Raw genomic sequence first — 13,306 nt, 5'->3', positions numbered from 1 at the left:
TGCTGTCGTCCTACTACGGGGCGTCGTCCTCCGGGGGCAGCCCCACCTCTTCGCGGTCCTCCTCAAGACGTTCGTCGAGCTCCTTCTCGTCCGGGCGCCTGGGCATGCCGCGCCCGTGCCCGCTGTCCGGGTCGCCTTCGACTTCCTTGTTGGACTTGTGGTGAGGCGCCATCGTTCTCTCCTTGAGTTGCTCGTACCAGTTGCCGTGCGGGTGGCGCGTGTGCTCCGGCGCCCGTCAGGAAGCCTCTTCGGCCGGGGCGCCCTCTCTGCGTACGGTGCAGTGGAGCGAGTCGTCCTTCACATCGGCGACGATCGTGTCTCCGGGGTCGGCCTCGCCGCTGAGAAGCAGGGAGGCGATGCGGTTGTCGAGTTCCGTCTGGATCGTGCGGCGCAGTGGGCGGGCGCCGAACTCCGGCTGGTAGCCGTGGGCGACCAGCAGTTTCTTCGCCGCCTCGGTGACCTCCAGCGTCATCCCCTGGGCGTGGACCCGGTGCTTGCTGCGGTCCAGGAGGTGTTCGACGATCTCCGACAGGTCGTCCTCGGTGAGGCTGTGGAAGACGATGATGTCGTCGATGCGGTTGAGGAACTCGGGCAGGAAGCGTCCCCGCAGATCCTCCATCAGCTCGTCCTTGAGCTCGGCCGCGTCGCCCTTGTGGGCGAGGATGCGATGGGCGCCGATGTTGGACGTCATGATGACGACGCAGTGCCGGAAGTCGACCGTGCGGCCCTGCCCGTCCGTGAGGCGGCCGTCGTCGAGGATCTGGAGAAGCGTGTTGAAGACGTCCGGGTGCGCCTTCTCCACCTCGTCGAACAGGACCACGCTGTAGGGGTTGCGCCGGACCTTCTCGGTGAGCTGGCCGGCCTCTTCGTAGCCGACGTATCCGGGGGGAGCGCCGACGAGCCGGGCGACCGTGTGCTTCTCCTGGAACTCGCTCATGTCGAACCGGATCATGCGGTCCTCTTCGCCGAACAGCAGCTCGGCGAGCGTCTTGGCGAGTTCGGTCTTCCCCACACCCGTGGGTCCGAGGAAGAGGAACGAGCCGACGGGGCGGTTCGGGTCGCCCATGCCCGCACGGTTGCGTCGTACCGCCTGTGAGACCGCGGTGACCGCCTCGTCCTGGCCGACGATCCTGGCGTGCATCTCCTCTTCGAGCTTGAGGAGCCGTTCCTTCTCGCCGGCGGTGAGCTGGGACACCGGGATGCCCGTACGCCGGGAGACGATGTCGGCGATGTCCGAGGCGGTGACCGAGACGACGCCTTCGCGGCGCTCCTCGATGCCCGCGAGCTCTCCCTCCGCCTCGGCGATCTGCGCCTTCAGCTCCGAGGCCCTCTCGAACTCCTCGCCCGCCACGGCCTGGTCCTTCTCGCGCCGCAGCTTCGCGAGGCGGTCCTCCCGGCCGACGACCTCGGTGGAACGACTGGCACTGCGCAGCCGTACGCGAGCGCCGGCCTGGTCCATCAGGTCGATGGCCTTGTCGGGCAGGAACCGGTCGCTGATGTAGCGGTCGGACAGCTCCGCGGCTGCCGCCAGGGCGCCGTCGGCGAAGCGGACCTGGTGGTGGGCCTCGTACGCGTCCCGCAGTCCTTCGAGGATCTGCACGGTCTCCTCGACCGTCGGCTCCGGGATCAGGACGGGCTGGAACCGGCGTTCCAGGGCGGCGTCCTTCTCGACGTGCTTGCGGTACTCGTCGATCGTCGTCGCTCCCACGACGTGGAGTTCGCCGCGTGCGAGTGCGGGCTTGAGCATGTTGCCCGCGTCCATCGAACCCTCGCCCGTCGCGCCCGCACCGACGACGGTGTGCAGCTCGTCGATGAAGAGAATGATGTCGCCGCCGGCCGCCTGCACGTCCTCGATGACCTTCTTGAGGCGTTCCTCGAACTGGCCGCGGTACTGGGCACCCGCCACCATGCCGGACATGTCCAGCGAGACGACCCTCTTGTCCTTCAGCGTGTCGGGCACTTCGCCCGCCACGATGCGCTGGGCGAGCCCCTCCACGATGGCGGTCTTCCCGACACCGGGTTCGCCGATGAGTACGGGGTTGTTCTTGGAGCGCCGCGAGAGGATCTCCACGGTCTGCTCGATCTCCTCGGACCGGCCGACCACCGGGTCGAGCTTGCCGGCCTTCGCTTCCTCGGTCAGGTCCCTGCCGAACTCGTCGAGAGTCGTCGACGGCTGCTTCCCGGCGGCCCCGGGAGCGTTTTCCGCGCGCGCCGCCTGTTCGGCGACGCCGCGCAGCTTCTTCACGTCGACGTCTTCCGCGCGCATGAAGCGGTTGGCACCGGAGTCGGCGTCGCTCAGGAGCGCGCTGAGGATGTGCTCGGGCCCGATGTAGGACACCCCTGCCGCCTGCGAATGGGCGTAGGCGGTGGCAAGGGTGCGCTTAGCCGCCGGGGTGAGCCCGGGCTCCGAGGACGGCTCGCCGGACTCGCGGGGAAGCACCTCGGCTATCTGCGCCGCCAGCGTGTCGGGGTCCACCCCGACCTGCGACACCAGCCTCCGCGCGGGCTCGACCTGTGTGGCCGCCCACAGAAGATGCTCGGTGTCGAGGTCGGATGTGCCGTCCTCGACCGCCTTTCGCGTGGCCAGACCGAGAAGTTCGTGCGACGACTCCGTCAGCAGCCGCCCGATGGGCACGCGCTGCACGGCGGGGGGCGACGACGCGGGCGACATACCGAAGAAACGATTTAGCAGGTCGCTGAACGGATCGGAGGGACCGAAGGGTGAATCGAACGCCATCGACATGCCGGCTCCTGGTGCGCGAGGGGTCCTGACCACTCAAACGCGGTGCCCCCCGCTCCGCAAACGGAACGGAGGGGCGACGGAGCGAGAAGGACGGCGCGGATGGACGGCCCAGGCGGGCGGGCGGCGCCGCCGCGACGGAGGGGCGACACGCCCGTAACGCGAATTTCTCCCCCTATGCCCCGCTCGCGGGTCCGCCCGTCGACGATGGCCGGACACGGATCGCGGATCGTACGGGATCTCCGCCCCGCCCCCGGGTCCGTGGTGTCCGACCTGCCGTGTCCGTACCAGCATCCACGGAGCACCATGCCCTCCGCCACTCCCCCGAGCACCCACCCTCCGCAGGCCCGCGCCCGCACGCTTGTGCGACACCCCAAGCTGTGGCTCGTACCGACCGCCCTCAGTGCACTGGTCGCGCTGATGCTGTCGCTTCTCTACATGGGCGGCATCCTCAGCCCGAACGACAACCTGCACCGGCTGCCCATCGCCCTCGTCGACCAGGACCGCGGCCGCCCACTGCCCGGGCAGCAGGAGAATCTCGGGAAGCAGCTCACCGACTCGATCGCCTCGGGCGGGCCGTCGAACAGCGTCCAATGGCGGCGCCTCGGTCGCGCGGAGGCTCAGGACGCACTGGCCTCGGGCAAGGTCTTCGGTGCGCTGGTCGTACCGAAGGACTTCACCTCGGCCGTCGGGGCCCTGACCACCGAGCGGGCGACGGTGCGGCCGACGCTCACCGTGCTCACCAATCCGGGTGTCGGCAGCCTGGGTTCGTCCATGGCGGCACAGATCAACCAGAGGGCGGCCGCCCAGGCCTCCCGGACCATCGGCAAGCAGCTCGCGGCCTCCACGGACGTCCCGACGACGCGCCTGCTCCTCACCGACCCCGTCACCGTCACCACCCGCGTCGGCCATCCGATCGGCCGGCACAGCGGTCTCGGGCTCACCGCCTTCTACTACGCGCTGCTGCTGGTCCTCAGCGGTTTCATCGGAGGCAACCTCATCCACACCGGCGTCGACACGGCGCTCGGCTATACCGACAGCGAGATGGGTCCCTGGCATGCCCGCCTGCCGACGGTTCCCATCAGCCGCACCCAGACGCTCGTACTGAAGATGCTCATGACGGCCGGAATCTCGGTGCTGACCACCACCCTCGTCATGGTGGCGACGGTCGCGATCCTGGGCATGGACGCCGCGCACCTGCCCCTGTTGTGGGTCTTCTCCTACTGCGCGACGGCCACCATCGGCCTGGGTGTCCAAGCCATCAACGCCGCCTTCGGCGGAATCGGGCAGCTCGTGTCCATGTTCGTCTTCATCGCGCTGGCCCTCCCCTCCTCCGGCGCGACCGTCCCGCTGGAGGCCACACCCGGCTTCTACCGCTTCCTCGGCATCTTCGAGCCGATGCACCAACTCAGCGCCGGCGTACGGTCCATCCTGTACTTCGACGCCCGCGCCGACGCCGGTCTGGCCCGGGCCTGGACCATGATCGCGATCGGCGTCGTCGTCGCCCTGGCGTTCGGATTCGCCATGACCCACTACTACGACCGCAGGGGCCTGCGCCGCCTCACCCCGCAACCCGAGTGAGCGCGGGACGGCCATCGTGTCGCCGGCCGCCGCGCGGAAGACGGGTGTGTTTCAGTAAGCGCCATGCAGGACGCGCAGGCAGACGGCAGCCGTTCCGAGACCGGCCACAGTGAGGAACGGACCAGGGAGGCCGACCGCAAGGGTGGACCCGGGCACACCGTCCTGATAGCGCTGGCCCTCGCCGTCCCGGTCACCAAGGTCGCCTACACGGTCGGAGGCGGCGACGCCGCCCGCGACGTGTTCACCGGCATGGAACTCGGGAACTGGCCGGACGTCCTGATCGGCATGCTGCTGACCGACCCGCTCCTCGGTTCCGTCCTCGGCATCGTCATCTCGCGCGCGGTCTTCGCCCTGTTCGCCGCACGAGGCGCTGTCCCGTTGGGCGGCGGTGCGGGGCGGGCCGCCCAACGGGTGGCGCTGACCGTCGTCAATCCGCTGGCGATCGCGGTGATCGACGCGTGTTTCTTCGGACCGTGGTGGGGGCTCGCCACCGGTCTCGTGGCCTACGCGCTGCGGCAGGGCGTGGTGGTCGAGTACCGAACGGGCAGGCGCCGCCCCCATCACCACCGGCACCACGACACCGGCTACCGGCCACCGTCCTGGTTGCGCCGGGCGGCCGCCGTCGAACAGTGGGTGGCCCTCGCCCTGGCCGTGGTCGTCCTGCCCGGGCTGGCCTTCGCGTCGGCACTGGACGGACAGGCCTGGGCGGCGATCGTCGACTGCCAGGTCACGACCGGCACACGGTCGGAGACCAATCGCCTGATCGAACTGGGCCGCAAGGGCAACGGAGTCGTGGGCTGGAACCTGGACTCCGAGCAGGTCTCCAACGGCGTCGGATGTACGAGCGACGAGAGCCTCTTTGTACGCGAGCCGTGGTGGCGCACCTGACGCACGGCCGTTCCGCGGCGGCTCGGCGACGACGACGCGCGCTGAGCGGCAGGCTGCTGCCCCTGCCGCATGACGCGTCCTGACCTGCCGCCCGCCCGGCGCCCCCGGCAGCGTGCTCAGGCGCCACGGCAGAGGGCATGGTCGACCAGGCCGCGAAGGGCGTCCTCCTGGCGGGCCGCCGTCGCCGGATCCCCTGGCCGGCTGTGCGCGGAGACGGTGACGGCGCGTCGGCCGTCCGTCGTGGTGGCAGCCCGGATGACGTAGCCGAATCCGCTTCCGCCGTGGCCGAGGTAGCCGCCGCCGCAGGAGAGCGGGGTGAAGAACAGCCCCGAGCCGTCGCGTGTACCCGCGGGGTGGCCGCTGCCCTCCGGGACGGGGACGGCGGTGCGCATGGCGGCGAGTGCGGCGGGCGTCAGGAGCCGTCCGCCGGCCAGGGCGGTGAAGAAGTCGTTCACCTCGTCGGCCGTGCCGGTCATCGAGCCGTCCGCACCGCTGTCGAACGGACGGTAGGGGATCGTGGTGTCGATCAGGGGGCCGTCCACGGTGAACTGCTGGTAGTTGGCCGCGTGCGGGTGCGGAAGGTAGGGCGACGTGCCGGGCGTCTCCGTCCGCCGCAGGCCGAGTGGGCGCAGGACGCGGTCGTGGACCTGCTGTTCCCAGGTGCGGCCTGTGACCTTTTCGATGATCATGCCGGCGAGCACGTAATTGGTGTTGGAGTACGCCCAGTCCGTCCCCGGCGGGAAGTCCGGTGCGTGGCGCATGGCCATGGCGACGAGCTGCGCGGGCCGGTAGGCCTGCCATCGGTTGGTGAAATAGGTGCGGGCGCCGGGGTCGGGAAACACGTCGGCCGTGTAGTCGTACAGGCCACTGGTGTGCCGGAGCAGATCGCGGATGGTGACGGCCCGGCCGTCATTGCCCGCGCCGGTGACGACACCGGGCAGCACCTGCTCCACCGGCTGGTCGAGCGTCAGTTGGCCCTCGTCCACCAGTTGCAGCATGACGGTGGCGACGTACGTCTTGGTGATGCTGCCCAGACGCAGATAACCGTTCTCGGGGACGGGACGGCGACTGCCCAGTTCGCTGACACCGGAACGGGCCGTGACGGTCCCGCTCGGGGTCGTCAGACGGACCGATACCCCTGTGACGCCGGTGTCCCGCAGCAGGTCGGCGTCATGCTGCACGGATCGCTCCCCGGCCGAGGGGCGCGGAGTGAGCTCCGAGGCCACGACGGCCGACGAAGCCGACACGGTCAGCGTCAGCACTGCGGCCGTTACCCACAAAGAACGAAGTCTCATGGCCCGAGGCTAGGGAGAACGGCAGCAGCCGTACGACCCGGACGACCCCCCAAAACATCGGGGGCCAACCGGATGGACACGTACGAGCGCGGAGCTGGAGGTCGAGCCCACGTACCTCCATGTGGGCAGGCACACGTGCATGCTCCCGGCGATCGGCTGCGTCAGCCCTCCGAGCGGACCCGTACGAATCGCGCGGTCTCGTGGCGCCCCGCCGCTTGGCGCAGCTCCACGGGAAGTGGCTGGTCCAGCATCCTCACGGGTCCGTGGTCGGCGTGGTCCGTCAGCTCCCCCAGGCGACCCCGCACCAGCTCGCCGACCTCTCGTGACTGTGGCGCGGACAGGCGGGGTGACGTCTTCACGGTTCGGTCGTCGGGAAGCCGTACGAGGAGTGCCTGCGGGCGCTCCGCGGGGCCGAACACGCCGATCAGCAGGCCGTCCGCCGTATCCGCATGCCGGATCTTCCGCCAGCTCCACGTCCCGCCCGCCCGGTAGGGCGAGTTCAGCGCCTTCGCCACGATCCCCTCGACACCCACCGCTCTCAGGTCCACGAACCAGCCACGGGCCGTCTCCTCGTCCTCCGTGGCCAGTACGCGTTGCACGGGCGGGCCGACATCCCGCAACGCGGCCCCGAGCAACTCCCAGCGCTCGCGCAGGGGCCGTCCCCTGACATCCTGACCGGGCACGGCCAGGACATCGAAGGCGATGTACGACACGGGTACGCCCAGTCGCTCACGATCGCGGTGGGACCGGAGCAGATCGGTGAAACTCAAACGCCCTTCGCGGTAGGCGCAGAGTTCACCGTCCAGCACGAGTCCGGGTGGCAGATGCTCCGACACGTACGCGCTGATGTCCGGGAACTCCCTGGAGAGGTCCCGCCGCGAACGCGACTGCAGAACCGCCTTTCCGTCGAGGACGAAGACGAGAGCGCGGAACCCGTCGAGCTTGAGGGAGTACTGCAGCCCCCCGCGCACACTGCCCCGCCCCGGGATCTCGTCCGCGGGCCGGGGGCGCATGACATCGACCGGTGGGCGCAGAACCACTGCCGACGAGCTCTCATCCATGCGGTCAGGTTCGGCCCATCGGGACGCCGGGCCGGGCAGGCGCGCAGTCGGCGGTGTTCTGTCACCGGGACAGCCGCAGGCGCCCCGGTGCCCGGCGTTCATCGGCCCGGGCTGGGAGTCCAACCCCGCTCTGCACGAGCAGGTGGCCGCGATCACGGCCGCTCCGGCATGGGTCTTCGACTCCTTCGGGACCGACCGGCTCCGAAGGGACCACCCGGTGTGGTGGGCGTGGTCGCGCACGCTGTAGCCGGACGTGGGACGAACCGCTGCCGCGTCGCCGTTTCGGCCCGGGCCGAGATGCCGGATCGCTCTCCGGCGCATAGCTTCCAGGTGTGCTGCTCACCCGGCTCGTGCAGGCGTTCTGTCGCTCGGTGGTCCGTGCCGTTCTGGTCTGCGTACTCGGTACGGCGCTCGTGCTCGCCGTGCTGCCACCGCCCTCGTCCGCCGGAAGCCGCACAGCCGCACCGGCCGCGCGCGAGGGTGACCTGGCGTCGAACGGCCTCTACCGGTACAGCTACTCGCTGGGTCTCCACCCCTTCACCAGCCCCCATGCCGTACGTGAACAGCTCACCGGCAACTTCTGGCTGTTCCCGGTGAGCGGTGGCTGCCCGGCCCGTATCCGTACGCGGGACGAGTGCGATCTGCTGGGCACGAATCCGGTGCGGGTGGAGAACATCGCCCACGATCACCTGCAGATCGCCACCCTGCCCGGGCACGATCTCGGCGACGGCCTGCACATCCGCTTCACGTTCACCCGGATCCTGGGCTTCCACTACCTGGTCGTCACCGCCTGGCAGAACAAGCCGACCACATGCACCGAGAAGCGGCTCTGCGACATCGCGAGTCGTGTGGGCGCCTGGGGACTGTGGCGTGTCCTCGCCGAAACGCTCACCGTGTCCGCGTACGCCGCCTGAGCTGACCTCGAGGGCGCGTTCCGCGTACTCCCCTCCGGCTTCGAGTTGCTGGAGCCGGTCGGGGAACGTGCGAAGTACGCGGCAGTCCGGTGGTTCGACGTGCGGGACCACCCCCTCGTGGGAGACGGTGGATCCGGCCCCGTGCCGGCGGTCGCGCTCCGCGCGTCCTTCGGCTTCGTCGGGGCGTTCCGTCCTGCCAGGCCCCTGGCTTTTCTGAGGAGACTCGTCATGAACTGGACTCTTGAGGTCATCCCGGTCCCCGTGACCGACATGGACCGCGCGAAGGAGTTCTACGCGGACAAGGCCGGCTTCAAGGTGGATCTCGACGACGAGGTAGCCCCGGGCATGCGCATCATCCAGGTGACGCCGCCCGGTTCACGGTGTTCCATCGCGATGCTTGAGGGGATGCCCGCGGCCCCCGGGATGAAGGAGATGGTCCCCGGCACCTTGCAGGGCCTCCAGCTCTGTGTCACCGACATCGAGGCGGCCCGCGCGGAACTGGTGAGCCGCGGTGTGGAGGTCTCCCCCGTCCGCCACGTCGGCGCCTCGGGCTGGGAGGACGGCAAGGGCGAGACCTGGAACTCGTTCATGTCGTTCGAGGACCCCGACGGCAACGGCTGGGTGGTCCAGGAGGCCCCGTCGGAACTGTCGGAACGCTGAGCGGACACCGCTCCGTCCCGCCCCGCCGATCGTGCGGGGCAATCACGCCCCGTGGAATCATGCCGCCCCGCTCCCTGCGGCGCGGCATGATCGGGGCATGCTGATCACTCATGAGGGCTGCTCGCCGACGGTCCACCCCACCGCCTATGTCGCTCCGACCGCCACCCTGTGCGGCGACGTACACATCGGGGCCGGGTGCCGCGTGCTGTTCGGAGCGGTTCTCACCGCCGAAGGCGGGCCGGTGGAGGTGGGCGAGGGCAGCATCGTGATGGAGAACGCGGTCCTGCGCGGCACCCCGCGCGATCCGCTGACCCTGGGACGGCAGGTCCTCGTCGGCCCCACGTCCTATCTGACCGGCTGCCGGATCGAGAACGAGGTCTTCCTCGCCACCGGCAGCCGCGTGTTCAACGGAGCACGGATCGGGGCCCGTTCCGAGGTACGGATCAACGGCATCGTGCACCTTCGCACCGTCCTGCCCGCCGATTCGACGGTCCCGATCGGATGGGTCGCCGTGGGCGATCCGGTACGCATCCTTCCGCCGGAGGACCATGACGGGATCTGGGCGGTGCAGAAGGAACTGGACTTCCCCGGTTACGTGTTCGGACTGGACCGCCCCGCCGACGGCGAAAGTCTGATGCCGGCCATCTCCGAACGCTTCGGCCGCGCCCTCGGGCGCCACGGCGGCGACCAGCAGATCTGAGCCCCGTCCGCACGGACGAAGGGCAGCACCTTCCGGGTGATCCCGAGCCGGGCCGCAAACGACGCCGCCGCCTGGTTCAAGGCGACGGCGACGCATCTCCTCGACCGTGTCGACGGATATCTGGACGTGCTCCGTGCCCATGGCGTCGCGTACGAGACGCTGAGGTCGGCCGCACCGGGGCGCGTGGTGCACGAGGACGACGTCCAAGTCGTCGTCGTACCGCACCAGTTGTGACCGCGCGTGCCCCCGGACGTGCCGCGCGTGAAGCTCACCGAGCCCGTGGAAGGACGTCTTCTCGCCGCCCAGACCATGGCCACGCTGACGCATGGTGTGGTCAGCGTCGAGGACGCACCTCCCCCGAGCCGTATCTCGCGATGCTCCGGCAGACCCGGCCCTGCGGGCGCGTAACCGCCGCCGTGCGGACACAGTGGACATGAGCCGAAGCGGAGGCGCTATGGAAGGCAACGACACCGGGACCGGGCTGCACTGTCTGGTGACGGGGGCGACCGGGTACATCGGCGGCCGTCTCGTGCCCGAGCTGCTGGACGCGGGGCACAGCGTGCGCTGTCTGGCGCGCACCCCCGAGAAGCTCCGCGACCACCCCTGGGCGGGCAGGGCGGAGGTGGTGAAGGGCGATGTGACCGACGCGGTGTCGCTCGGCGCGGCGCTGCGGGACATCGATGTCGCCTACTACCTGGTGCACGCGCTGGGCACGGGCCCCGGCTTCGAGGAGACGGATCGCGAGGCCGCTCGCACCTTCGGCCGGGAGGCGCGGGCCGCAGGCGTACGGCGCATCGTCTACCTGGGCGGCCTCACTCCGTCGGATGTACCGGAGGCGGAACTGTCGCCGCATCTCCGCTCCAGGGCCGAGGTCGGCCGAGTCCTCCTCGCCTCGGGGGTTCCGACCACCGCGCTGCGGGCCGCCGTCATCATCGGATCGGGGTCGGCGTCCTTCGAGATGCTGCGCTACCTCACGGAGCGGCTGCCGGTCATGGTCACCCCCAGCTGGGTGTCGACGAAGATCCAGCCGATCGCCGTCCGCGACGTGCTGCGCTACCTCGTGGGCAGTGCGCGGATGCCGGACGAGGTGAGCCGCACCTTCGACATCGGCGGCCCCGACGTCACGACGTACCGCGACATGATGCAGCAGTACGCACAGGTCGCGGGGTTGCCGCACCGGCTGATCCTGCCGGTGCCGATGCTGACGCCGGGTCTCTCCAGTCACTGGGTCGGGCTGGTCACCCCGGTCCCCCGGTCGATCGCCCGCCCGCTCGCGGAGTCGCTGCGCCACGAGGTGGTGTGCCACGAGCACGACATCGCCCGGTACGTCCCCGACGGTCCCGGGCAGCCCTTTCCGTTCGCCACCGCGCTCTCCCTCGCGCTCCAGAGGATCCGCGAGGCCAGGGTGACGACCCGCTGGTCCTCGGCCTCGGTCCCGGGCATCCCCAGTGATCCGCTGCCCACCGACCCCGGCTGGGCGGGCGGGAGCCTCTACAGCGATGTGCGGGAGCGCTACGTGGACGCCACGCCCGAGGCGCTCTGGCGCGTCATCGAGGGGGTCGGCGGCGAACACGGCTGGTACTCGTTCCCCCTGGCCTGGGCCGTACGGGGCCGGCTCGACCGGCTGGTCGGCGGTGTGGGGCTGCGCCGGGGCAGGCGGGACGCCGAACGGCTCAGGGTCGGGGACTCGCTGGATTTCTGGCGGGTCGAGGAGATCGAACCCGGGCACCTGCTGCGGCTGCGCGCGGAGATGCGCCTGCCGGGCAAGGCCTGGCTGGAGATGTACTGCGAGAGCGACGCCGACGGACGGGTCCGATACCGGCAGCGGGCGCTCTTCCATCCGCACGGGCTGCTGGGCCACGCCTACTGGTGGAGCGTCTCCCCGTTCCACGCCGTCGTCTTCGGCGGCATGGCGCGCAACATCGCGCTCGCGGCCACCAGGGACACCACACCCGGACGGGTGAAATCCCCGGCACTCGACTGAACCCCGCGGCCGAGGAGAGCGTCAGGGCGGAAGGTGTCAGCGTTCCGCTTCGACTCCTCCCAGGGGTGCCATCATGACCGTCGCAGTCGTCCTGTTCACCTCCAATCTGCGGCTGCACGACAATCCGCCCCTGCACGCGGCCCTCGCGGCGGCGGACGAGGTGGTCCCGCTGTTCGTCCTCGACGAGCACATCGCGGACGTGGGTTTCGGGGTGCCCAACCGGCGCGCCTTCCTCGCCGACTGTCTCGGTGATCTCGACGCCGGTCTCCGTGACCGCGGCGGACGTCTGGTGATCCGCTCGGGCCGGCCGGCCGAGGAAGTGTGCCGCGTCGCCGACGAGGTGGCGGCCCACGACGTGTACATGGCCGCAGGTGTGACCGCGTACGCGCACCTGCGGGAGGAGCGACTGCGCACCGCTCTGGAGTCGCAGGGCCGTCGGCTGCACGTCCATGACGCCGTGGTCACCGCCGTCGCCCCGGGCGCGGTGACCCCGGCGGGCCGGGGTTCCGACCACTTCGCGGTGTTCACGCCGTACTTCCGGCGGTGGTCGGGTGAGCCCGTGCGAGAGGCGTTCCCGGCCCCGCGCGCGGTACGCGTGCCGCCCGGGCCCGGTTCGGATGCCGTCCCCTCGCGTTCGGCTGTGCCGGGTGTCGCAGAGGGGCTGGCCCGGGGCGGCGAGACCGAGGCGCGCAAGCGGCTCTCCGCGTGGTGCCGCCATGGGATCGCGGAGTACGAGGACCGCCATGACGACCTGGCGGGCGACGCCACCTCGCGGCTCTCCCCCGACCTGCACTTCGGGACCCTCTCCCCCGTCGAGCTGATCCGCCGGGCCCGCGCGGCGGGCGGGCCGGGCGCCGACGCCTTCGTGCGGCAGTTGTGCTGGCGCGACTTCCACCATCAGGTCCTGGCCGCGCGTCCGGCGGCCGCGCACGCCGACTACCGGACGCGTCGGGACCGGTGGCGCACCGAGCGGTCGGCGGCCGACGAGATCGCGGCGTGGAAGGAGGGCCGGACCGGCTGTCCGGTCGTGGACGCCGCGATGCGCCAACTGCGCCACGAGGGATGGATGCACAACCGCGGACGCCTGCTCACCGCGAGTTACCTGGCCAAGACCCTCTACGTCGACTGGCGCATCGGCGCCCGGCACTTCCTGGACCTGCTCGTGGACGGCGATGTCGCCAACAACCAGCTCAACTGGCAGTGGGTGGCGGGTACGGGTACGGACAGCCGCCCCAATCGCGTGCTCAACCCCGTGCTTCAGGGCAAGCGGTACGACCCCGATGGGGCGTACGTACGCCGCTGGGTGCCCGAGCTGAGCGGCATCGAGGGCAGCGCGGTGCACGAGCCGTGGAAACTGCGCGGGCCCGACCGTGCCCGGTACGACTACCCGGAGCCCCTCGTGGACCTGGCGGAGGGGCTCACCCGGTTCAAGGAGGCCCGTGGTCTGTCGTGAGGCACCGCGCAGCGGGCCCCCGTACCCGTA

Annotated in this window: 13 protein-coding genes; 9 read left to right on the top strand and 4 right to left on the bottom strand. The window is 70.5% G+C overall.

What is annotated here, in order from left to right:
• Positions 1 to 13: 13 nt before the first annotated feature.
• Together AC07FA_RS16780 and AC07FA_RS16775 are read right to left on the bottom strand one after the other, a co-directional pair.
• Complete coding sequence (locus AC07FA_RS16780) at positions 14 to 172, bottom strand: hypothetical protein (RefSeq protein ID WP_479076217.1); 159 nt, start codon at positions 170 to 172, stop codon at positions 14 to 16.
• Positions 173 to 235: 63 nt separating this feature from the next.
• The gene (locus AC07FA_RS16775; protein ID WP_479076216.1) at positions 236 to 2,743 is read right to left on the bottom strand and encodes an ATP-dependent Clp protease ATP-binding subunit; all 2,508 of its coding nucleotides are present in this window, start codon (positions 2,741 to 2,743) and stop codon (positions 236 to 238) included.
• A 303-nt stretch (positions 2,744 to 3,046) separates the two neighbouring features.
• Here AC07FA_RS16775 and AC07FA_RS16770 point away from each other — a divergent pair, with 303 nt between their 5' ends.
• The gene (locus AC07FA_RS16770) at positions 3,047 to 4,321 is read left to right on the top strand and encodes a YhgE/Pip domain-containing protein (RefSeq protein WP_479076215.1); all 1,275 of its coding nucleotides are present in this window, start codon (positions 3,047 to 3,049) and stop codon (positions 4,319 to 4,321) included.
• A 63-nt stretch (positions 4,322 to 4,384) separates the two neighbouring features.
• Entirely contained in the window at positions 4,385 to 5,209 is an 825-nt protein-coding gene (locus tag AC07FA_RS16765; protein ID WP_479076214.1) for a hypothetical protein, read from the top strand.
• Between the two features lie 116 nt (positions 5,210 to 5,325).
• Here AC07FA_RS16765 and AC07FA_RS16760 read toward each other — a convergent pair whose 3' ends face one another.
• A complete protein-coding gene (locus AC07FA_RS16760; protein WP_479076213.1) occupies positions 5,326 to 6,504 on the bottom strand; it encodes a serine hydrolase domain-containing protein in 1,179 nt (392 codons plus the stop codon).
• A 161-nt stretch (positions 6,505 to 6,665) separates the two neighbouring features.
• Entirely contained in the window at positions 6,666 to 7,565 is a 900-nt protein-coding gene (locus AC07FA_RS16755; protein WP_479076212.1) for an ATP-dependent DNA ligase, read from the bottom strand.
• On the opposite strand from AC07FA_RS16755, the gene AC07FA_RS16750 reads away from it, so the two are divergent.
• The 7 genes from AC07FA_RS16750 to AC07FA_RS16720 all read left to right on the top strand — a co-directional run bounded on the left by AC07FA_RS16750 (position 7,564) and on the right by AC07FA_RS16720 (position 13,276).
• The gene (locus tag AC07FA_RS16750) at positions 7,564 to 7,812 is read left to right on the top strand and encodes a hypothetical protein (RefSeq protein WP_479076211.1); all 249 of its coding nucleotides are present in this window, start codon (positions 7,564 to 7,566) and stop codon (positions 7,810 to 7,812) included. The genes AC07FA_RS16755 and AC07FA_RS16750 overlap by 2 nt on opposite strands.
• An 85-nt stretch (positions 7,813 to 7,897) precedes the next feature.
• Positions 7,898 to 8,479, top strand: coding sequence for a hypothetical protein (locus AC07FA_RS16745; RefSeq protein WP_479076209.1), 582 nt, complete (start codon positions 7,898 to 7,900; stop codon positions 8,477 to 8,479).
• 228 nt (positions 8,480 to 8,707) lie between these two features.
• On the top strand, positions 8,708 to 9,139 hold the full coding sequence (locus AC07FA_RS16740; RefSeq protein WP_479076207.1) for a VOC family protein: 432 nt from the start codon (positions 8,708 to 8,710) through the stop codon (positions 9,137 to 9,139).
• A 97-nt stretch (positions 9,140 to 9,236) separates the two neighbouring features.
• Positions 9,237 to 9,839 (top strand): gamma carbonic anhydrase family protein, encoded by a 603-nt coding sequence (locus tag AC07FA_RS16735; protein WP_479076206.1) that lies wholly within the window; start codon positions 9,237 to 9,239, stop codon positions 9,837 to 9,839.
• Between the two features lie 36 nt (positions 9,840 to 9,875).
• Complete coding sequence (locus tag AC07FA_RS16730; RefSeq protein WP_479076622.1) at positions 9,876 to 10,073, top strand: hypothetical protein; 198 nt, start codon at positions 9,876 to 9,878, stop codon at positions 10,071 to 10,073.
• Between the two features lie 220 nt (positions 10,074 to 10,293).
• On the top strand, positions 10,294 to 11,823 hold the full coding sequence (locus AC07FA_RS16725; protein ID WP_479076205.1) for an SDR family oxidoreductase: 1,530 nt from the start codon (positions 10,294 to 10,296) through the stop codon (positions 11,821 to 11,823).
• 73 nt (positions 11,824 to 11,896) lie between these two features.
• On the top strand, positions 11,897 to 13,276 hold the full coding sequence (locus tag AC07FA_RS16720) for a cryptochrome/photolyase family protein (RefSeq protein ID WP_479076204.1): 1,380 nt from the start codon (positions 11,897 to 11,899) through the stop codon (positions 13,274 to 13,276).
• The last annotated feature ends 30 nt before the right edge of the window (positions 13,277 to 13,306 follow it).

The sequence above is a fragment of the Streptomyces sp. NPDC045968 genome, assembly GCF_056430475.1.
The sequence above is the reverse complement of the archived record's forward strand: the minus strand, read 5'-3'. Positions and strand labels throughout refer to the sequence as shown.